The 20,007-nt window shown below is 66.4% G+C and carries 18 protein-coding genes; 11 read left to right on the forward strand and 7 right to left on the reverse strand.

Translation table 11 applies throughout. The annotated features are described in order from the left end of the window. The 8 genes from A5645_RS15245 to A5645_RS15280 are packed head-to-tail and all read left to right on the forward strand — an operon-like array spanning position 1 to position 7,576. Complete coding sequence (locus A5645_RS15245; RefSeq protein WP_065130112.1) at positions 1 to 966, forward strand: MlaD family protein; 966 nt, start codon at positions 1 to 3, stop codon at positions 964 to 966. Then, a complete protein-coding gene (locus A5645_RS15250; RefSeq protein ID WP_065130113.1) occupies positions 963 to 1,967 on the forward strand; it encodes an MlaD family protein in 1,005 nt (334 codons plus the stop codon). The genes A5645_RS15245 and A5645_RS15250 overlap by 4 nt, the downstream gene beginning before the upstream one ends. Continuing rightward, positions 1,964 to 2,965, forward strand: coding sequence for an MlaD family protein (locus tag A5645_RS15255; RefSeq protein ID WP_253867009.1), 1,002 nt, complete (start codon positions 1,964 to 1,966; stop codon positions 2,963 to 2,965). Before A5645_RS15250 ends, A5645_RS15255 begins: the two co-directional genes overlap by 4 nt. A 1-nt stretch (position 2,966) precedes the next feature. Beyond that, positions 2,967 to 4,094: an MlaD family protein gene (locus A5645_RS15260; RefSeq protein WP_065130114.1), complete on the forward strand. Its 1,128-nt coding sequence runs from the start codon at positions 2,967 to 2,969 to the stop codon at positions 4,092 to 4,094. Next, a complete protein-coding gene (locus tag A5645_RS15265; RefSeq protein WP_065035264.1) occupies positions 4,091 to 5,089 on the forward strand; it encodes an MlaD family protein in 999 nt (332 codons plus the stop codon). Before A5645_RS15260 ends, A5645_RS15265 begins: the two co-directional genes overlap by 4 nt. Further along, the gene (locus tag A5645_RS15270) at positions 5,086 to 6,051 is read left to right on the forward strand and encodes an MlaD family protein (RefSeq protein WP_065130115.1); all 966 of its coding nucleotides are present in this window, start codon (positions 5,086 to 5,088) and stop codon (positions 6,049 to 6,051) included. The genes A5645_RS15265 and A5645_RS15270 overlap by 4 nt, the downstream gene beginning before the upstream one ends. Then, the gene (locus A5645_RS15275; RefSeq protein ID WP_065130116.1) at positions 6,048 to 6,713 is read left to right on the forward strand and encodes a hypothetical protein; all 666 of its coding nucleotides are present in this window, start codon (positions 6,048 to 6,050) and stop codon (positions 6,711 to 6,713) included. Before A5645_RS15270 ends, A5645_RS15275 begins: the two co-directional genes overlap by 4 nt. A 38-nt stretch (positions 6,714 to 6,751) precedes the next feature. Further along, positions 6,752 to 7,576, forward strand: a complete 825-nt coding sequence (locus A5645_RS15280; RefSeq protein WP_065130117.1) for a CHAD domain-containing protein — start codon at positions 6,752 to 6,754, stop codon at positions 7,574 to 7,576. 19 nt (positions 7,577 to 7,595) lie between these two features. Here A5645_RS15280 and A5645_RS15285 read toward each other — a convergent pair whose 3' ends face one another. Together A5645_RS15285 and A5645_RS15290 are read right to left on the reverse strand one after the other, a co-directional pair. Continuing rightward, positions 7,596 to 8,087: a hypothetical protein gene (locus A5645_RS15285; RefSeq protein WP_065130118.1), complete on the reverse strand. Its 492-nt coding sequence runs from the start codon at positions 8,085 to 8,087 to the stop codon at positions 7,596 to 7,598. A gap of 96 nt (positions 8,088 to 8,183) precedes the next feature. After that, positions 8,184 to 11,267 (reverse strand): serine/threonine-protein kinase, encoded by a 3,084-nt coding sequence (locus A5645_RS15290; RefSeq protein WP_065130119.1) that lies wholly within the window; start codon positions 11,265 to 11,267, stop codon positions 8,184 to 8,186. A 183-nt stretch (positions 11,268 to 11,450) separates the two neighbouring features. Here A5645_RS15290 and A5645_RS15295 point away from each other — a divergent pair, with 183 nt between their 5' ends. Next, the gene (locus A5645_RS15295) at positions 11,451 to 12,296 is read left to right on the forward strand and encodes an arylamine N-acetyltransferase family protein (RefSeq protein ID WP_065130120.1); all 846 of its coding nucleotides are present in this window, start codon (positions 11,451 to 11,453) and stop codon (positions 12,294 to 12,296) included. On the opposite strand, the gene A5645_RS15300 is transcribed toward A5645_RS15295, so the two are convergent. The 5 genes from A5645_RS15300 to fadD3 are packed head-to-tail and all read right to left on the reverse strand — an operon-like array spanning position 12,261 to position 18,012. Further along, on the reverse strand, positions 12,261 to 13,427 hold the full coding sequence (locus A5645_RS15300; RefSeq protein WP_065034316.1) for a pyridoxal phosphate-dependent aminotransferase: 1,167 nt from the start codon (positions 13,425 to 13,427) through the stop codon (positions 12,261 to 12,263). The genes A5645_RS15295 and A5645_RS15300 overlap by 36 nt on opposite strands. Then, on the reverse strand, positions 13,424 to 14,380 hold the full coding sequence (gene ipdE2 / locus A5645_RS15305) for an acyl-CoA dehydrogenase IpdE2 (protein WP_065130121.1): 957 nt from the start codon (positions 14,378 to 14,380) through the stop codon (positions 13,424 to 13,426). The genes A5645_RS15300 and ipdE2 overlap by 4 nt, the downstream gene beginning before the upstream one ends. Next, positions 14,377 to 15,312: an acyl-CoA dehydrogenase family protein gene (locus tag A5645_RS15310; protein ID WP_065130122.1), complete on the reverse strand. Its 936-nt coding sequence runs from the start codon at positions 15,310 to 15,312 to the stop codon at positions 14,377 to 14,379. The genes ipdE2 and A5645_RS15310 overlap by 4 nt, the downstream gene beginning before the upstream one ends. Then, the gene (locus A5645_RS15315) at positions 15,312 to 16,445 is read right to left on the reverse strand and encodes an acyl-CoA dehydrogenase family protein (RefSeq protein WP_065130123.1); all 1,134 of its coding nucleotides are present in this window, start codon (positions 16,443 to 16,445) and stop codon (positions 15,312 to 15,314) included. The genes A5645_RS15310 and A5645_RS15315 overlap by 1 nt, the downstream gene beginning before the upstream one ends. A 1-nt stretch (position 16,446) precedes the next feature. Next, complete coding sequence (fadD3, locus tag A5645_RS15320) at positions 16,447 to 18,012, reverse strand: 3-((3aS,4S,7aS)-7a-methyl-1,5-dioxo-octahydro-1H-inden-4-yl)propanoate--CoA ligase FadD3 (RefSeq protein ID WP_065130124.1); 1,566 nt, start codon at positions 18,010 to 18,012, stop codon at positions 16,447 to 16,449. A gap of 61 nt (positions 18,013 to 18,073) precedes the next feature. Between fadD3 and ipdE1 the strand changes: the two genes are divergently transcribed. After that, positions 18,074 to 19,222, forward strand: coding sequence for an acyl-CoA dehydrogenase IpdE1 (gene ipdE1, locus A5645_RS15325; protein WP_065130125.1), 1,149 nt, complete (start codon positions 18,074 to 18,076; stop codon positions 19,220 to 19,222). After that, positions 19,219 to 20,007, forward strand: coding sequence for a (5R,7aS)-5-hydroxy-7a-methyl-1-oxo-2,3,5,6,7,7a-hexahydro-1H-indene-carboxyl-CoA reductase (gene ipdF, locus A5645_RS15330; RefSeq protein ID WP_065034322.1), 789 nt, complete (start codon positions 19,219 to 19,221; stop codon positions 20,005 to 20,007). Before ipdE1 ends, ipdF begins: the two co-directional genes overlap by 4 nt.

A 20,007-nucleotide genomic window follows, 5' to 3' on the forward strand; every position in this document is an offset into this window, starting at 1 on the left:
ATGACTAGTTCTCGCGCCCTGCGCATTCGGGGTTTGATCGTCGCGGCCGCATTGGTCGCGGCCGGCGGCGTGCTCTACGAGACCGCACACGGCACCTATGACGACACCTTCAAATTGACGTTGGTGGCCAATACGATTGGCGAGGGCCTGGCACCCGGGGCGGAGGTCAAGTTCCACGGTCTGGCCATCGGTTCGGTGAAGGCGCTGGAGTCCGTCGGCTACAACAAACAGAAGATGACCGTGGTGCTCGACCCGAATCAGGCCCGCGCGCTGACCACCGACACCAAGGCCAGGTTCACATCGTCGAATGTCTTCGGCACGGCCGCAGTCGAACTCGTCAGCACGGGCACCGGGCCGTCGTTGCGATCAGACCAAACCTTGGTGATGGCCGCCGACGTGCAGGCGGCCTCGATCACCGGGCTGCTGCGCCAGGGGCAACGGTTGAGCCGCAGCTTCGATACACCTGAGTTCGCGCATGTGATCGAGGTGCTGCGCCGGCACGCCGGCATCGTCGAGCCGGTCGCCAGGGCCGGTGCGGACCTGGCCAGAATCGTCGCTGATACGGACACCATGCCGGTGGCGCAATCACTTTCGGTGCTGGCATCGTTTGTGGGCGGGCTGCGTGACGTGCTGCCCGTCGTCGGCTTGACCACCGGACTGCTCGACGGGCTGACCCCGCTGGTGTCGCCCGGTGCTGTCGACCGCACCAACCTCGTTTTCCAGCAGACCGGTCAGCTGCTGACGGATGTCGGCCAGATCTCCGCCCGGAACAACCCCTGGGTCATCCAGTTGGTCAACGCGATCATGAACCTCGGAATCCCGGCGTCGTTCGCCGCCGGCAGCCTGGCGCCGGCCTATGACCGGCTCTCCGGACTACTCGACCGCGCCGACGGTGCGCTCACGGTGGTCGACGGCCGAGTGCAGCTGCGCACCGAGGTGACGCTGGACGCCGGAGCACCTCAATGAGACAGCTTGGCAAACCGCTGTTTTGGTTGATGGCATTCACCGCGATAGCGGTGGTATGCGCGATCCTGCTCCTCACCGCCTTACGCAGTCCGGTCAGCGGTCCGGTTTCGCACTACACCGCGACGTTCACCGACGTATCGGGTCTCGACGTGGGCAACGACGTGCGGATCTCGGGCGTGCAGGTCGGCAAGGTCGAGGCCATTCTTCTCGAAGGCCGCACCGCGAAAGTCGACTTCACCGCCCTGAACACACACCCGTTGTATCGCAACACCATTGCCGCGGTGCGCTACCAGAACCTGCTGGGCCAGCGCTATGTCGAGCTGGTCCAGCCGCCCGCCGCGGGTGACAGACTGCCCACCGGCGCAGCCATCCCGCTCGGGCAGACCGTGCCGTCTTTCGACATCACTCGACTGTTCAACGGGTTCCGTCCGGTGTTCCAGACACTTGATGCCGCGCAACTCAACCAGTTCGGCGAGAATCTGCTCCGCCTGATCCAGGGTGACGACAGCGGGATCGGGCCGGTACTGCGAGACCTCGACGCCATCTCCAAATACGCCGTCAACCGCCAGGCCGTCATTACCGTGCTGCTGCGCAATCTCAGCGCGCTTTCCCAGGACCTGGGCGGTAAGTCCCAACAGCTGTTCCACCTCATCGATGCGCTGACCGACGCCCTGAACACCTTCACGTCCCGGGCCGAGCAGTTCCGCACCTCCATCGACATCGAGCTGCCGATGTTGCGCAGCCTGGTTCAGGTATTGCGAACCGCGGAACAAGGTTTCGACGCTTCGACTTCTCCGCTATACGGCCTGACCACCAGGTTGTTCCCGCAGACGCCGACCGTCATCGCCGGCCTGTCGCTGACCCCGACGCTGATTCAGGGCTTGCGGGATTCTCTGGTCGACGACGAACGCCCCGCGTTCACCTGCTCCAACGGTGAGTTGCACCTGCCTGGAATCGGCGAAGTGTCATTTGCCCAACAGGGTTTGGTGATGTGCCGGTGACCAGGTTCAGGTTGCGCAGCCGGCGGATGCTGCACGACCGCGACGAAGCGACGCGCAGTCGCCGGCTCGGGATCGTCGGTGTATTGGCGATCGCGGTCGCGTTGGCCACGACCGGGCTGGCCTATGTCAATCCCACCGGGCAGGCCGACTACACGGCCCACGCCACCACCTCCGGCGGCGCGCGGACCGGCGACGAGGTTCGGATTGCCGGTGTCCCGGTCGGAAAGGTCACCAGTGTGCGGCTTGACCGGACGCTGGTCGAGTTGAAGTTCAGTGTCAAACGGTCGCTGCTGATCGGGTCCGAGTCAACTTTGGACATCAGGCTGCTGACACCGCTGGGCGGACACTACCTCGCACTGGACCCGCAGGGCGGCGCACCACTGGGCCGTAACGGAATTCCCCCGCACCGGGTGAAGGTCCCGTTCGAAGGCAACGACATCATCCAGGCGGTGACCCCGTTCCTGCGGGATGTCAACGGCCAAGTCATTCACGACACCTTCACCGAACTGGCCGACGCGACCAACAAGTACCCCAATGCGCTGCGCGAAATCATGCAGTCCGCCAACGAGTTGACCCGATCGCTGAGCAAGATGAGCGGCGACTTCCACCGCGGCGTGGACTTCGTCGACCATGCCGGTAGCGCGCTCGCGGCCGGCCGTCACCAACTCACGGCGTTGCTGGAACAGTTCGCGTTGGTTGGGCAGCGCTACACCTCGAAATCCGTTGACATCATCGAGTTCTTCACGCTGCTGGCCGAACTGACCCGCATCATCGACCGAGTCATGGTGTTCTACAACCGCGAGCTCGCACCGTCGATCAACGGCATCGACGACATCGTCTCGGCGCTGGTAGCCCATCCCGAGCGGGTGGGCAAGGCCAGCGAGGGCCTCGGTCAGATCATCAACGTGTTGCTGCCCATGCTGCGCGGGAACGGTGTCGTCGTGGACCGGCGCAATGCGCCGACGATCTGTCTGCCGAACATGGTGAAGCAGTGCTGAAATGAAGAGGCCAATACTGATAGCCGTGTCCGCGGCGGGTGTGGTTGCCACGGTGGCGACGGGAGCCAAGCTGATGGCACCCGACTTCGGCACTTCCTGGACACTGTGTGCGGAATTCCGTGACGCCGTCGGCCTGTACCCGGGCAACAAGGTGCAGTTGCTGGGCATCGACGTGGGCGCCGTGACCGCGATCACCAACGAGGCCGACCATGTCCGGGTCGACTTCAGTGTGCCGAACGACCTCGTGTTGCCGGCCGATGTGGGGGCGCTGAGCTATTCTCAGTCGGTCGTCGCCGACCGGCATGTCGAACTCACCAAGCCGTATGCTGCCGGTCCGAAACTGACTGGCGCGCAATGTATCAAGCTCGAGTCAACCCGAACCCCGATCAGTGTCAGCCAAACTTTCTCCGCCGTCGACAAACTCGCCGGCACCATCCTGGGTTCAGGCGAGGGCCAGGACCCGATGAAGGCGCCCGGGGCTCACGCGATCAACGAAAGTCTGGCCGCGCTGAGTAGCTCGCTGGCAGGCACTGGCCCACAACTCGGCGAGACGCTGCGCAACCTGGTGGCCCTCGTCGGCGATCCCAGCAATGCCGACGCCGAATCCCGCCGGCTGCTGGCGAACAGCGAAGTGCTCACGTCTGACTTGCTGCAGCACTGGGACACGTTCAGCGCCGTGATCCAGACGCTGCCCGAGAGCCTGCGGATGATCGAGGGACTGTCGACCGGCTTCGGGTCGGCGCTGGGCTACTTGGCGCACTCGCTGCCGCTCCTGGTCGATGCGTTGAACAGGTTCGGCCCCCGGGCGTACAACAACATTGGCGACAAGCTGATCCCGTGGCTGCGGGACGTCCTCACCGCGTTCACACCGCAGATCGTCGGATTCATCAACGCGTTGCCGCCCGTGACCAACTGGATCGCTTCGCAGTACCAGCCGGCCTGGGGCACCCACAACGTCACCTACCTTCCGCCGCAGGTTTCGATATCACCCGCTCAAGCGCGTACGGTCTGTGATGCCTTGCGGCAGAACAACATACCGGGTGCCGAGGCGGCGTGTGCACCGGACAGGTCCCCGGACGCGGTCTCGCTGGGCCTGACCGACCTCTTGCTGGGGGCGGCGGTCTCATGATCCGGCGCTTCCTGCCTGCCCTGATGGTGATCGGGCTGCTGTCCGGCTGTGCGCTGGACCCGACCCGGCTCCCGGTACCCGGTGCGTATACGCCAATCGACAAGTACTCCATCAAGATCGAGTTCTCCAGCGTGCTGAATCTGCCGGCCCGGGCCAAGGTCGATTTGGGTGGAGTGCAGGTGGGCGTCCTGGACCGGGTCCAATTGGTCGGCAACACGGCGGTCGCCCACGTCGACGTCGACAACACCGTCAGGCTGCCGCGTGACATCCGCGCCGAGTTGCGCCAGGCAACGGTGCTGGGCGACATCTACATCGCGTTGCTGCCCTCGGAGAGCCCGGCGCCGTCATGGTTGCGTGACGGCGACACCATTGCGCTGCGCAACACCGTTCCGGCGGACAACGTCGAGGACATTTTGCGCTCCGTGTCGACCCTGGTATCGGGTGGCTCGCTGAACACCCTGCAAGAGTCGGTTGTCAACTTCAACCACGCGTTCTCCAAGGACCCGGCCGAGCTGGACCGGATGCGGCAGAAGCTCGCCGGGATGCTGCACGACCTGGCGGCGAACGAAGAGGTGATCGACGAGATCCTCAGCAGCACCGCAACTGTGAGCGAAGGCCTGCTCGCCGACACGTGGGCGTTCGACCGGCTGGTCAACGAGGGGCCCGCCAGGCTCCGGGGCATGGCCGCCGTGCTACCGGGCATCATCCAGCTCCTTGTCTGCGCACAGGATCTCGGCCGTTACGGCGGCGAACTGCTGGTCCCCAATACTCCGGACTTGCTGCGGATGCTGTCCTACATCACCCCGACGGTACGGACCATCGCATCGGCCGACACCACCTTGCCGGCCATCGCCGAGAAGTTCGTCGCATTGATGCGGGACAAGTTGATCCCGTTCTACAGCAACGGCGGTCCCAAACTGAGCGTCACCACCGACCCCGGAACGCGCGCGGACGAAGCTATCTCGGTACTGCGGACGATGGGGATGCTGCCATGAGGTTCAACGCGACGATCACCTCGGCCATCCTGGCGGTGGTGACATTGCTCGGAGCTGCCTATCTGACGTTCGGTGTGCTCAAAGTCGAACCGACCGGCCAGACCACCCGGCTCACCCTGCTGCTGGACAACTCCGGTGGATTGATGCCTACCTCGCAGGTGACGATGCGGGGGATCCGTATCGGCAAGGTATCCGGAATTCAAACCACCCCCAGTGGATTGCGGGTTGCGATCGATATCGACCGGCAGCATCCGGTCCCGGCCGACAGCGCCATCAGCATCCAGAATCTTTCCCTGGTCGGTGAGCAGTACATCGACTTCACGCCGAATCGTGTTGCGCCGCCCTACTTCACCGACAACACCGTCATCCCGGCGGAGCGGGTCGCCGCGGCCGTCACCGTCAGCGATTTGCTCAACAAGGCCAATGCGTTGCTTTCGGTGCTCAACCCGAGCTACGTGAACAACATCGTCGGCAGCATCTCCCAGGCTTTCGCCGGCAACGACGCCGCCCTGGACTCGCTGGCGACCACTGCACGGCTGGCCGCGAACATGGAGCGGGACAACAAACTTCTGCTGACCACGCTGTTCGGCAACGTCGCGATGCTGACCACCGGCATCAGTAACCAGGATGTCGGGTCAGTACTCACCAGAACCGGTGCGGCGCTGCCCAGTTCGGTGTCGGCCTTGGCGGATCTGACCCGCAGGGTCGACGAATATGCGCACACCGGTGACGGCGTCTTCGCCCCCGGCGCCCCGGTCCCCACCCTGGTGTCCAACCTCCAGCGGTACCTCGACATGCTGTCCGGGCCGCTGAGTACCTTCGCCGCGGCGCTGGAACCGGCCACCGCACCACTGCGCGAATTCAAAGTGGACGCAGGACACTTCGTCGACGTGTGGGAGTCGACGTTCAACGACGCAGGCGGCGTCCGCGTGCACGTCACCGTACCGAAAGGACACCCATGAGCAATGACACCTTGATCGAGGAGACGATCGAAGACGTCACCGAGACCGACGACGTCACCGAGACTGACGACGTCACCGAGGCGCCCGACGTTGGCGCCCAGCGCGCTCCGCGCCGCCGGCGTGGGCTATGGGTGCTGCTGGTTCTGGCGCTGCTCGCGGCCGGATGGTTCGGATTCGACGAATACCGCAACGTCTCCGGGGAGTTGACGGCGCTGCGGCGCAGCGAAGCCGATCGCCAAACCGCGTCGCAGCTCGCCAGGGACTACGCGATGAAATCGCTCACCTACAGCTTCGAGGATCCCGACGCGTTCTTCCGTGCGGTGGAGGATGGCGTCTCGCAGGCGCTCAAGGACAAGTACGTCAACGCCACCGAATTGCTCAAAGGCATCATGACGCAAGCGCAGGTCACCTCATCCGGGGAGGTACTGGCCACCGACGCGGTAGCGCAGGCGGGACAGGTTTACCAGGTTGTGGTATCGGCCGCGCAGACCACCCGCAATCTGCAGAACCCGAAGTCACGGGTGTCGCTGATTTTGTTGCAGGTCACCGTCAACAAGGCCGGCGACAGGTGGCAGGTGTCCGACATCGGACCCAAGGCGGGCAGCCACGCCAACGCAGACCCGATGTCACCACCGGACCCAGGTCCCGTCCCCGGCCGATAAAGGTTTGGCGACCGCATTGTGCGGAAATGCGGTGCCGTATGCCGGACACTCGGGCCGTCGAGGCACTCACTGACTACCTGAACACCCAACTCGACGAAATCACCGCCGGGGATGCCGGGCTGCGCCGTGGAGACGACCCGATCCACGACACCCGGGTGGCGATCCGACGGCTGCGCAGCACGCTGCGGGCGTTCCGCAAGGTGCTTGACGGTTCGGCGGTGGGTGACATGGACGACGAACTCAAGTGGTTCGCGGGCCTGCTCGGCGAGGTCCGCGACTGCCACGTCCAATCACGCCGCTTCTCCGATGCGCTCGACGCGCTGCCCGAAACCCTGGTTCTGGGCCCGGTCCGGTCGCGAATTCGCAACGAGCTGAAGGCGATTGAGTTGCCGGCCCGCACCCGCGTCAGCGAGGCGATGGAGTCCGAACGCTACCTCGCTCTCACCGCGGTGCTACGCGACTGGCGCGACGACCCACCCATTGCTGCCGGGCTCACGCGCAAGCAACTGCGCAAGCGTACCGATCGCGCGCGGCACAAAGCCGACAAGCGCCTGGCCGAAGCTCTTGACGACGGGTCCGGCGAGATGCTGCACCGCGCACGCAAGGCCGCCAAGCGTGCCCGGTACGCCGCCGAACTGTGCCGTCCGATCGACAAGGGTGCCAAGCGGGGTGTCAAGCGGTACAAGCATATTCAACGGGTATTGGGCGACCACCAGGATGCCGAGGTGGCTACCGCGACACTCTGGCGGTTGGCGATCGGAGCCGGCACCACTCCCGGAGAGAACGGGTTCACCTACGGGCTGCTGTATGCGGGGGAGCGTCAAATCGCAACGCGCAGCCGGGATGCGGTGCGCCGGCTCTGACTATCTTTGACTATGGGGACTATGGGGTGGTGTTCGCCCCGCGGTAATGCTCGGCGTCGCGCCGGGAGCCGTCCTGGTAAGTGGGGCTGGTGAACTCCTGGCTCCACGCCGTGTCTTCGGTTGGCGTGTCATCCTGGTCGGCGCGCTCGGCCTTGTCCCTGCGGACCGTCGGGTCGATGGAGTCGGCGTGCTTCAGCTGCTCGTCGAGCTGCTCGCGCGATGTCGCCACCTCGTCCTGGTGGGCGGCGGCGCGTTCCTGCAGCCGGGCGGCTTCGGCGGCTTTGGCCTCCGCTTCGGCTTGCGCGGCACGCGCTTTGGCAGCGGTTTCCTGGGCGAGCGCCTCGCGGCGTTCCACTCGGGCGGCGTCCACCCGGGCCTGCTCGCGGATCTGTTCTGCTTGCTCCAGCTGGCGGCGGCGCTTGGCCCTGTTCGAGACGACGACCAGTGCGGCAATGAGCGCGATGACCACCAGGGCGGCAATCACAATCCAGACGATATTGCTGGTACTCATAATGAGCTCCATCGATAGATCGGTGTGCGGTTGTGCGGCAGCCGTCTCTACCGGATCCCCATCTTGTACAGAGATAAAACAAGCGATCTGAGACCGCTAGCTGAAATCGAGCGCCTCAACCGTCGCAGTCCCGCCCTCGTGCGAGGGACGGTTGGCGCCACCGATCACATAGATCGTCCGGCCCACCGTCGCGACCGCTTCACCGTGCCGCGCGGTCGGCATGGGGGTCAGGGTCGACCACTTGCCGTCGGCGATGTCATAGGACTCCACCACGGCCAGGACCCGGGTCGGTTCCTCCCCGCCGACGGCCACGACGCGGCCGTCGATGTAGGTGGCACCGTAGCTTCCGCGCGGGGTGGGCATGTCGACCAGCTTGGTCCAGGTGCCGGACGCCGGGTCATATCGCTCGAAGGCGGCCGAGTTCTTGTCGGCCGACAGGAAGCGGCCGCCCACCACGTAAACGTAGGTCCCGTCCGATACTGCGGCCAGGTGTTCGCGCGGGGTCGGCATGTCGGCCGTGTCTTTCCAGGAGGTGCCATCGAAGACTTCGGTCTGCGGCACCACCTGCTTGGCATTCTGGCCACCGACGACCACCAGCTTGTCACCGACCACGGCGGCGGCCGGTGCGGCTCGGGGGTGGCTGAGGGGCGGCAGCTCAACCCAGTTGTTGCCCCGCAACGCGAACACCTTGTTGGAGGCATCGGCGATGTTTTCAGTCGCGCCGCCGAGCACCACCACTTCGCCGCGATAGGTGGCGGCCGCGGCGTGGTGCAGCGCCACGGGTAACGGCGGACCGGTCTCCCAGGCCCCGGACCGCGGGTCGTAGCTCTCGACAGTGTTCAGCACGGTGCCGTTCAACAGACCGCTGATCACCCAGATCTTGTCGTTCAGCACCGTCCACGCCATCATCAGCCGCGGTGTCTTCGCGTCGGGCAGGCTGCGCCACTGCGCCGCCGGCTGAATCTTGCGCGCAGGCAGCGTGAGCGCCTCCGCCGAGGAGACCACCCGCTGATCCGCGGGACCCGTCGACCCACCGATCGCATACACGGTCTTCTCCACCGCGGCGACCGCCATCCCGTGCCGCGCCGTCGACATGTCCGGCAGCGCGTCCCACACTTTGGCCGTCAAGTCGAACACCGACACACTCTTGAGGGTTTCGCCACCGGACAAACCACCGACAGCGACCAGACGTCCATCGGCGATCGCCACACCGAGATCGCTGCGCGGCCGCTGCAATGGTGGCAACGTGCTCCAGGACTTGGCGGCGGGGTCGTACGCCTCGACCGCGGCGGAGTCCGTGCTGCCGCTGGCTCCGCCGACGGCGTACACCAATTTGCCGTCGGTGGCCGCGGCCAACAACTGCCGTGGCGTCGGGATGGGCGCTCCAAGAGTCCAGGTATTGCCGTCGAAGATCTCGGTGGTGTTCAGCAGGGCGCCGTCGGCGTCCACACCACCAGTGACGACGATGCGGTCACCGACCACCGCCGCGGCGGCCGCCGCCCGGGGCTGCAGCAGGCGCGGCAACTCGACCCAGTGACTGTTGATTACTCGCCAAACCTGGTCGGTCGCAGCAGGTTTCGTCCCGGTAGTCTTCCAGCCGCCCAGGACCACCGGGTTGCCCTGCCAGGTCACCGCTGCGGCGCGCTGCACGGGGACGGGAAGGTCGTCGCCGCCTTTCCACTCGTCGATGGCGGGGTCGTAGCCCTCGTGGCGCGCGGTAACCGATCCGTCGCTGCCGATGCCGCCGAAAATCCAGATGGTGCCGTCGGATTGGGTCGTCGCTGTCGCGTCGCGCGCGGTGCGCGCATTGGTGATCGGTTTCCACTGGACGGGCGCCTGGGTCCGCGGCTGGCTCGTCGCTTGGTTGTGCTTGTTGTCGTCCTGGGACATCGCGATGACGACACCGCCGATAACCAGCAGCAGGACCACCGCGATCGCCCCGGCGATCATCAGCCGGTTCTTCTTGGTGGCGGACCGACCGAGGAGCGCTTTGGGGCCCTTCGGGCCCGTGGATTTGCCTGGGACGGCGGGCGGCGGTGCCTTGGCGACCTGGGGCTCGGTGTGTGCCTGCATGCCGCGCAGGATGTTGGTGGCCTCGGCGAAGTCGCTCTGACCTGAGTCTCCGCGGGGTGGGGGCGGCGGACTGATGGGTGGCGTGATCGGGGAAGTGCGGTTGTCGGTAGGCGGGCCGGGGGGCCGCGGCTGGCGGCTATCGCCGGCTGCACTGGGTGGGCCGCCCGGGGCGCCCGGAGCCAGGATGGCGGTGCGCCCGGTGTCACCGACCCGGGTGATCGCCATGGCATCGGGCTTGAGGCCGTTGGCCCGCTGCGCGGCCTGCAGATCGTGCCCGAACTCCTCCGCCGTGGCCGGGCGTTGGGTTGGGTCGATCGACATCGCCCGCTCGATCGCCGAGCACACCGAGTCCGGGATGCCCTCCGGTCGCATATCCGGGATCCCCGAGGAGCTGATCCGCAGGTACTGCGCGATCAGGTCCTCACCCTTCCTGCGCTCGTGGGCGGCGTTGCCGGCGATCAGCGCATAAATCGTCGCGCCCAGCGAGTAGATGTCCGCCGCCACCGTCGCGGGATTACCGGTCATCACTTCCGGCGCGGTGTAGTCGATGGTGCCGGAGAAGAATCCGGTCGCCGTTTCGTAACCGCCCTCGATGTGCGCGATCCCGAAGTCGCTGAGTTGCGGCTCCCCGTAGTCGTTGATCAGCACATTCGCCGGCTTGATGTCGCGGTGCAGGGTGCCGTTGCGATGCGCGGTCTCGAGCGCTCCGCACAACTTCACGCCGATCCGCAGTGCCTCGGGCCAGGGGATGGGCCCCTCGTGCCGCAATCGCACAGCCAGCGAGTCCGCGGCGTGGTAGGGCATGACGATGTAGGGCCGATTGCTGGTCGTCATTCCGACGCGCAGGATGTGGACGATGTTGGGATGGCCGGACAGCCCGCCCATCGCGTAGCCCTCGCGCAGGAAGCGTTCCCGGCTGTCCTCCTCGTCGAGGTGGGACGGCAGCACCTTGACGGCGACGCTTCGCCCCAGCGACGTCTCGTAGCAGCGGTAAATCACCCCTGCCCCGCCGCGACCAACCTGGCGGGCATCCTCGAAGCCTGCGGCGGCCAGTTCCGTGATGATCGCGCTCGGCGCCGCCCCCTCCGCTGAAGGTTCTTCAGGCATGTCGTCGGCGCTTCCCTCCGCGGAATTTGGTTGTTCGCGAAATCAACAGTAGCGAACCTCACCTCCGCTAGGAACCGTTCTGGCAACGATCGTTTCGGCGAGTCTTCTGGGCTAAACGCCAGCCCGGCAAAGCCGGAAGGGGTACCCACCGCGGCGGGGACGCCTGGCCGGAGAATGGCTGTTATGGGATTGGATTTGACTGCGTACTTCGATCGCATCGGCTATGGCGGGGCAAGCGAACCGACTCTCGATGTCCTGCAAGGCCTGGTGACCGCGCACACCCGCGCCATTCCGTTCGAAAACCTCGACCCGTTCACCGGTGTGCCTGTCGCTGACCTCGGTCCAGAAGCGTTGTTCGACAAGCTTGTTCGCCGCCGCCGGGGTGGTTACTGCTATGAGCAGAACGGGCTGATGGGCTACGTGCTGGCCGACCTCGGATATCGGGTGCGCCGACTCGCCGGGCGGGTGGTGTGGATGCGGCCGCAGGACGCACCGCTGCCGGCCCAGACCCACACAGTGCTGGCGGTGACGTTTCCCGGCTGCGTGGGGCCGTACCTCGTGGATGTGGGTTTCGGTGGGCAGACACCGACCTCGCCGTTGCGCCTGCAGACCGGCGGCGTGCAACAGACCACGCACGAGCCGTACCGGCTCGAAGACCGCGGCGACGGGCTGGTGCTGCAAGCCCAGGTGCGCGGGGAATGGCAGGCGCTGTACGAGTTCAGTACCCAGACCCGGCCGCAGATCGATCTGACCGTCGGGAGTTGGTACGTCTCGACCCATCCCGATTCACACTTCGTCACCGGCCTGATGGTCGCGGCGGTTACCGACGACGCCCGGGTGAACCTGTCCGGCCGTGATCTCGCCATCCATCGCGCCGGAGGCAGCGAGAAGATCCTGCTCGACGACGCCGCCGCGGTGCTGGACGCGTTGAGCGAAAAGTTCGGCATAAATGTGGCGGACCTCGGTGCCGTCCTCGAACCGCGGATCCGCAGCCTACTGGCCAGGCAGCCAGGACCCGATCCGGCGTAGCGCCTCCCCGATATCTTCGGTGGGGCCGGCGAAAGACAGTCGGACGTAGGAGTTTCCACGGCCGGGGTCGAAGTCGATGCCCGGTGCGATCGCAACACCTGTGTCGGCCAACAACTTCGAGCAGAAGGCCAGCGAGTCGTTGGTGAAATCCGAGACATCGGCGTAGACGTAGAACGCGCCATCGGTGGGTGCGAGGCGATCCAAGCCCATTCCGCTCAGGCCGTCGAGCAGCTTGCGGCGGTTGATCGAATAGTGCGTCAGATTCGCCTCGGCCTCCGCTATGGCCTCGGGAGTGAACGCCGAGACCGCGGCGATCTGGGACAGCACCGGGGGACAGATGGTGAAGTTGCCGGTCAGGCAGTCGACCGCGCGCCGCAATTCGGTGGGCACCACCAGCCAACCCAGCCGCCAGCCCGTCATGGCGAAATATTTCGAAAAGCTGTTGACCAGTACCGCATTTCGCGACGTCTGCCAAGCGCAGCTGGTCGGCGGGGCTCCGTCGTAAACCAGGCCGTGGTAGACCTCGTCGCTGATCAATCGAACACCGGTGCTGTCACACCAGGATGCGATCGCCGCCAGCTCTTCGGGCGGTATCACCGTTCCGGTGGGGTTGGCCGGGCTGGCGACGACGACACCTTGGATGGGCGGGTCTAGCTCGGCGAGCAGCTGAGCGGTGGGCTGAAACCGGGTCTCCGGGCCGCACGGAATCTCGACGACCTCACATCCTAACGCGGACAGGATGTTTCGATAACACGGGTAACCGGGGCTGGCCATTGCCACCCGGTCGCCTACATCGAAGCAAGCCAGAAACGCCAGCAGGAAGCCGCCCGACGAGCCGGTGGTGATGACGACGGCGTCCGGCTCGACGGAAATCCCGTGCTGGCGTTGGTAATCCGCGGCTATTGCCGAGCGGAGTTCCGGGATGCCCAGGGCGACGGTGTAACCCAACTGGTTGAGATGCAGTGCTGCCGCCGCGGCGGCGCGGACGGGCTCCGGCGCACCCACGCTCGGCTGCCCGGCGGACAGGTTCACCAGATCGCCGTGCGTGCGCTGACGTTGGGCGGCTGCCAGCCAGACATCCATCACGTAGAACGGTGGGATGCCGGCCCGGGCGGCGACGCGGTCGGTCACGGTGTGGTGAGCACCTCGGATTCCAGCCGGCGCAGTACCTCTCGCGGAGGGTCGAGCAACTGCGCACTGCCGTGCGCGCGTTTGAAGTACAGATGCATGTCGTGTTCCCAGGTGATCGCGATGCCGCCGTGCAATTGGATGCCTTCGGCGGTCACGACGTTGAAAGCCTCGGTGGCGGCCAATCGCGCGGTGGCGGCATTGGTTGGCGTGGGTTGCTCGCAGGCGTCGTTGACCACGGCTCGTGCCGCGGCGACCGTGACGTACAGGTCGGCCATCCGGTGCTTGAGGGCCTGGAAGCTGCCGATCGGGCGCCCGAATTGCACGCGGTTCTTCGCGTAGTCGACGGTGAGCTCGAGGCAGCGTTCCGCGGCGCCGATCTGCTCGGCCGCCAGCAGAATCGCCGCGGTGTCGGCCAGCCCCGGGTCGGTGCCGAGGGCGGTTGCCTGCTGCGGCTGCAGGCGGGCGAGCCGGCGGGTCAGGTCCATCGTGGTGACCGGCTCGGCGGTGAATTCGTTCCACCTGCTGAGCTGGCCCTCGGCGGTGGCGACGACGACGTCGGCGATGTCGCCGTTGACCACGAAGTCGGGATCGAGCACCAGCGCGCCGATCGAGGTGCCCTCGGCGAGCGCCGCCAGCGCCTCGGCGTCGGGCTCGTCGGCGGCCAGCAGCGCGAGTTCTGCGAGCGTGGTGCCGAGTAGTGGTGAGGGCACCAGGGCACGCCCTAGCTCCTGCAGCACCACGGCCGCGTCGGCAAGTTCACCGCCGGCTCCGCCCAACTCCTCGGGCACCACCAGGGCGGCCGCACCGACCTGTTCGCACAGCAGCTGCCACAGCGCCTCGTCGTAACCGCGCTCGGACTCGATCGCCGCCCGTACCGCCGCGGGATTGGCATGCTTGGCGACCAGGGCGGCCACGGTCTCGCGCAGCATCTCCCGCTCGTCGGTGGACGTCATAGCGCCTCCAATACTCGCCGCCGGTGCGCCTCGGGGGTGCCCCAGGCCGTGCGCAACGCCTGTACCCGTAGCAGCAGCAGCGAAAGGTCGTGCTCCTGAGTGAAACCGATGGCCCCGTGCGTCTGCAACGCCGAACGCGCGGCCAACAGACCCGCCTCGCCCGCCGCAACCTTGGCCGCACTGATGTCTCGGGGCTCCAGCGTCAGCGCGGCGCCGTAGACCAGCGGGCGGGCCAGCTCGACCGCGATGTGCACGTCGGCGAGCTTGTGCTTGATCGCCTGGTACGAGCCGATCACCCGGCCGAACTGGGACCGCTGTTTGGCGTATTCGACGCTGCCGGCCAGCAGCGCTTCGGCCGCCCCGACCAGTTGCGCCGCCGTGGCCAGCACCCCGGACTCGTAGGCCCGCGCCACATCGGCCTGCCAGGGTTGTCCCGTCGCCGTCACGTCGTAGAGCTGACGGCTGGGGTCGACGGATTCGTGACCGTCGGCGACCTGAGCCTCGTTGACGCCGTCCGGTCCGGCCAGCAGCACCAGGCCGGCGGTATCCGCATTGACGGCCCGGGGGACCTCGGGCGGCAGGGCGACGCTGACGATCAGTTCACCGGCCGCCAGCGCAGCCGCCCGGTCGTCTTCGGCCAGCAGAACTGGTGCGACGGCGACGGATTCGGTGACCGGTCCGGGCACACACCAGTGACCTAGACGCTCGAGGGCAACCACCAGGTCGACCGGCGAGGCGTCCAGGCCGTCGAACTTCTCCGGCACGATCAGCGCGGTAACGCCGAGGTTGGCCAGTTGCTCCCAAACCTTCAGCCCGGGTGCGACGTCTCCGGCGGACCAGGCCCGCACGGCGCCGGGCAGGTCGGCGGCGCCGAGCGCCGCGTCGATGCTGGCGGCGAAATCGCGTTGCTGAGCGTCGAGTGCGAATTCCATCAGCGCTTCTCCCGGGGCAGGCCGAGCAGTCGTTCGGAGATGATATTGCGCTGGATCTCGTTGGTGCCGGCGTAAATCGGCCCCCCGAGCGCGAACAGCAGGCCTTCGGTCCACGGCCCGGCCAGTTCACCGTCCGCGCCGCGGAGGTCCAGCGCCGTCTGGTGCAACTGCACGTCCAGGTCGGACCAGAACACCTTCGTGACCGACGATTCCGCGCCCAACTCGCCGCCGTTGGCGAGGCGGGCGACGGTACCGAACGTCTGCAATCGATACGCCTGCGCCTTGATCCATCCGTCGGCCACCCGGTCGGCGAATTCCGGCGGGGAGCCGGTGTCCTTCCAGAGTTGGACCAGTCGTTCGGCCGCGGCGAGGAAGCGGGCGGGGCTGCGCAGCGACATGCCCCGCTCGTTGCTCGACGTGCTCATCGCCGCGCGCCAGCCCTCGTTGGGAGTGCCGATCACGTCCTCGTCCGGCACGAAGACGTCGTCGAGGAAGATCTCACCGAAGCCGGTGTCGCCGCCGAGCTGGACGATCGGGCGGACCGTGACGCCCTGAGCTTTGAGGTCGAACATGAAGTACGTCAGGCCGTTGTGGCGTTGTGCGGACGGGTCGGACCGAAACAGCCCGAAACCCATGTCGGCGAACGGGGCTCGCGAACTCCAGATCTTCTGTCCGTTGAGCAGCCAGCCGCCGTCGGTCTTGGTGGCGGTGGACCGCAGCGAGGCCAGGTCGCTGCCGGATTCCGGCTCCGACCAGGCCTGGGCCCAGATCTGTTCCCCGCTGGCCATTTTCAGCAGGATCCGGTCCAGCTGTTCCTCGGTGCCGTGTGCGAACAGGGTCGGCGCCAGCATGGATGTGCCGTTGGCGCTGGCCCGGCCGGGAGCGCCGGCGCGGAAGTACTCCTCCTCGTAGACCACCCAGTGCAGCAGTTGCGCGTCTCGGCCGCCGTACTTTTGCGGCCAGGTGATCACCGACAGGCCCGCGTCGAACAGCACCTTGTCCCAAACACGGTGCTGGGCAAACCCTTCGGCGTTGTCGTAGGACTTTGTCGGGATCGAGTCCCGGTTGGCCGCCAGGAACTCGCGCACCTCGGCCTGGAAGGCCAGCGTCTCTTCGTCAAAAGCTAGATCCATCTCAGGCCAACTCTCGCAATTGTGGTTTGACCACCTTGCCACCGGCATTGCGCGGCAATGTGTCGACGAATCGCACCGATCGCGGTGTCTTGAAGTTCGCCAAATGCTCACGGGTGTAAGCGATCACCGATTCCTCGTCGAGTTCGGCCCCGGGCCGGGTGACCACGAATGCCCGGCCGACCTCACCGAGCCGCTCGTCGGGTACGCCGATCACCGCGGCGTCGGCGATGCCGTCCATCCGGGCCAGCAGCTGTTCGATCTCGGCGGGGTAGACGTTGAAACCGCCGCAGATATACATGTCTTTGAGCCGATCGGTGATCCGCAGGTTTCCGTTGGCGTCGATGGCGCCGATGTCGCCGGTGTGCAGCCAGCCGTCCGAATCGATTGCGGCAGCGGTTGCTTCGGGGTCGTCGAGGTAGCCCAACATGACATTCGGACCGCGCAGCAGCACTTCGCCTGTTTCGGACCCCGTTTCAGACCCTGTTTCGGACCCTGTTTCGGCGATACGCAGTTCGAAGTCGGCGAACGGGCGTCCGCAGGTGGTGGCCACCGTCACGGCGTCGTCCTCGGCCCGGCACATGGTGCCCATTCCGTTGGCCTCGGTCAGGCCATAGGCGGTGAGCACGATGTCGATGTCGAGTTCGGATTGCATTCGCTCCACCAGCACCACCGGCACGGTGGCCGCACCGGTCACCGCGAACCGTAGCGAGCTCAGGTCGTAGTCGCCGCGGGCCGGGTGATCCAGCAGCACTTGATAGATGGTGGGCGGACCGGGCAAGACGGTGATGCGGTGTTGCTCGATCGCCTGCAGGGCCCGCAACGGGTCGAACGTGAGGTGCGGGATCAAGGTGGCGCCGGTTTGCAGGCAGGCCAGGATGCCCGCCTTGTAACCGAAGTTGTGGAAGAACGGGTTGATGCACAGGTAGCGGTCGTCGCTGGTGATCTTGCCGTTGGCCGCCCATGACGCCGAGGCCGCCAGCGACTGCCGGTGCGCGCACAGCACGCCTTTGCTGCGGCCGGTGGTGCCCGAAGTGAACAGGATGTCGCTGACGTCGTCGGGAGTCACCGCGGCGGCACGTTCTTGCGCCGTCTGCCGGGCAGCCTGATGGTCGCCGTGGGCTATGAACTCATCCCACGTCCCGTCATCTTCGTCGATCGGGATCCGCACGATGTGGCGCAGCTTGGGCAGCGCGGCGCGGTCCAGGTCGACCGTACGGTCGGCACCCAGGAAGCGTCCGGCCGCGAACAGGACGGGGGCCTCGGTGCGGGCGACGATGTCGGCGGCCTCGACGGCGGTGTATCGAGTGTTCAACGGCACCATGGCCGCGCCGGCGTGGTGGATGGCCAGGCAGGCCACCACCCAGTGCCAGGTGTTCGGCGACCAGATCGCCACCCGGTCTTTCGGCTCGACGCCGAGCGCGACCAGTGCGGCGGCGGCGCGGTGCACCTCGTCACGCAGGGCGGTCGCGGTGAATGTCCGATCGTCGGTGATCAGGGCGTCGTGGCCGGGATGTTGTTCGACGAGACGATCCAGCGCCGCAGGCACGGTGCGGGGATCGGTAGTCACGAATACTCCTAGGCCAGACGCTCCTAACAAAGCAAGTGCTTGGTAGGTTAGCCTACAGGTTATGCAGGACGTCGAAGAGTTCCGGGCCGAGGTCCGCGGATGGCTCGCCGACAATCTGGTCGGTGAATTCGCAGCGTTGAGGGGTCTCGGCGGGCCGGGTCGCGAGCATGAGGCGTTCGAAGAACGTCGGGCATGGAACCAGCATCTGGCGAAGGCCGGGCTGACCTGCCTGGGATGGCCGGTCGAGCACGGCGGGCGCGGACTCTCGGTCGCGCACCGGGTGGCGTTCTATGAGGAATATGCCCTGGCTGACGCCCCGGACAAGGTCAATCACTTCGGTGAGGAGTTGCTCGGCCCGACCCTGATCGCGTTCGGCACCCCCGAGCAACAGCAGCGGTTCCTGCCGCGCATCCTCGACGTGACCGAGTTGTGGTGCCAGGGCTACTCGGAGCCCGGCGCCGGCAGCGACCTGGCCAACGTCGCCACCACCGCCGAACTCGATGGCGACGAGTGGGTGATCAACGGTCAGAAGGTATGGACGTCGCTCGCGCATCTGTCGCAGTGGTGTTTTGTGGTGGCGCGCACCGAGAAGGGCTCCAAGCGCCATGCTGGGCTGTCGTATCTGCTTGTGCCACTGGACCAGCCGGGCGTTCAGGTGCGGCCGATCGTGCAGATCACCGGGACCGCGGAGTTCAACGAGGTGTTCTTCGACGATGCCCGCACCGATGCTTCGTTGGTGGTCGGGCAGCCCGGTGATGGCTGGCGGGTCGCGATGGGGACGTTGACGTTCGAGCGCGGTGTGTCCACGCTGGGCCAGCAGATCGTCTATGCCCGTGAGCTTTCCAACTTGGCCAAGCTGGCGCAGCGCACCGGCGCCGCCGACGACCCCTTCATTCGGGAGCGGCTGACCCGGGCCTGGACGGGCCTGCGCGCGATGCGGTCCTACGCCCTGGCCACCATGGATGTCGAGCAGCCCGGCCAGGACAACGTCTCAAAGTTGTTGTGGGCGAACTGGCATCGCAGTCTGGGCGAGTTGGCCATGGAGGTGATCGGCCGGCCTGGTTTGCTGCTCAACGAGGGTGAGTTCGACGAATGGCAGCGGCTGTATCTGTTCACCCGCGCCGACACGATCTACGGCGGATCCAACGAGATCCAGCGCAACATCATCGCTGAGCGGGTGCTCGGTTTGCCGAGGGAGGTTAAAGGGTGAGCTTGTCCGAAGCGCCCAAAGAGATTGCCGGACACGGTCTTCTGGAAGGCAAGGTGGTGGTGGTGACCGCCGCCGCAGGCACCGGCATCGGGTCGGCAACCGCCCGCCGCGCCCTGGCCGAGGGTGCCGATGTGCTGGTTTCGGATCACCACGAACGACGGCTGGGGGAGACGGCCGAGCAACTCTCCGCGTTGGGGTTGGGCCGCGTGGAAAGCGTGGTGTGCGACGTGACTTCGACCGCACAGGTGGATGCCCTGATTCAGTCGACCACCGCACGGCTGGGCCGGCTCGATGTGCTGGTCAACAACGCCGGGTTGGGTGGGCAGACGCCGGTCGCGGACATGACCGACGAGGAGTGGGATCGGGTGCTGGACGTCTCGCTGACATCGGTCTTCCGGGCAACGCGCGCCGCACTACGGTACTTCCGGGAGGCCGCCCACGGCGGCGTGATCGTCAACAACGCCAGCGTGCTGGGCTGGCGGGCCCAGCACTCGCAGTCACACTACGCCGCGGCCAAGGCCGGGGTGATGGCGTTAACTCGTTGCAGCGCAATCGAAGCGGCCGAGTACGGAGTGCGGATCAACGCCGTCTCGCCCAGCATCGCCCGGCACAAATTCCTGGACAAGACGTCTTCTCCCGAGCTGCTGGACCGGCTTTCGGCGGGCGAGGCTTTCGGGCGCGCCGCCGAGCCGTGGGAGGTGGCGGCCACCATCGCGTTCCTGGCCAGCGACTACTCGAGTTACCTGACCGGAGAAGTGATTTCGGTTTCCAGCCAGCATCCGTGA

Origin of the sequence: Mycobacterium asiaticum, assembly GCF_001673635.1 — a bacterium.
GTDB lineage: Bacteria > Actinomycetota > Actinomycetes > Mycobacteriales > Mycobacteriaceae > Mycobacterium > Mycobacterium asiaticum_C.

Bases quoted from the DNA above. Each gene is read 5' to 3' on its own strand.
- A5645_RS15245 (WP_065130112.1), top strand. From the start codon at position 1: ATGACTAGTTCTCGCGCCCTGCGCATTCGGGGTTTGATCGTCGCGGCC.
- A5645_RS15250 (WP_065130113.1), top strand. From the start codon at position 963: ATGAGACAGCTTGGCAAACCGCTGTTTTGGTTGATGGCATTCACCGCG.
- A5645_RS15260 (WP_065130114.1), top strand. From the start codon at position 2,967: ATGAAGAGGCCAATACTGATAGCCGTGTCCGCGGCGGGTGTGGTTGCC.
- A5645_RS15265 (WP_065035264.1), top strand. From the start codon at position 4,091: ATGATCCGGCGCTTCCTGCCTGCCCTGATGGTGATCGGGCTGCTGTCC.
- A5645_RS15270 (WP_065130115.1), top strand. From the start codon at position 5,086: ATGAGGTTCAACGCGACGATCACCTCGGCCATCCTGGCGGTGGTGACA.
- A5645_RS15275 (WP_065130116.1), top strand. From the start codon at position 6,048: ATGAGCAATGACACCTTGATCGAGGAGACGATCGAAGACGTCACCGAG.
- A5645_RS15280 (WP_065130117.1), top strand. From the start codon at position 6,752: ATGCCGGACACTCGGGCCGTCGAGGCACTCACTGACTACCTGAACACC.
- A5645_RS15285 (WP_065130118.1), bottom strand. From the start codon at position 8,087: ATGAGTACCAGCAATATCGTCTGGATTGTGATTGCCGCCCTGGTGGTC.
- A5645_RS15290 (WP_065130119.1), bottom strand. From the start codon at position 11,267: ATGCCTGAAGAACCTTCAGCGGAGGGGGCGGCGCCGAGCGCGATCATC.
- A5645_RS15295 (WP_065130120.1), top strand. From the start codon at position 11,451: ATGGGATTGGATTTGACTGCGTACTTCGATCGCATCGGCTATGGCGGG.
- ipdE2 (WP_065130121.1), bottom strand. From the start codon at position 14,380: ATGACGTCCACCGACGAGCGGGAGATGCTGCGCGAGACCGTGGCCGCC.
- A5645_RS15310 (WP_065130122.1), bottom strand. From the start codon at position 15,312: ATGGAATTCGCACTCGACGCTCAGCAACGCGATTTCGCCGCCAGCATC.
- A5645_RS15315 (WP_065130123.1), bottom strand. From the start codon at position 16,445: ATGGATCTAGCTTTTGACGAAGAGACGCTGGCCTTCCAGGCCGAGGTG.
- ipdE1 (WP_065130125.1), top strand. From the start codon at position 18,074: ATGCAGGACGTCGAAGAGTTCCGGGCCGAGGTCCGCGGATGGCTCGCC.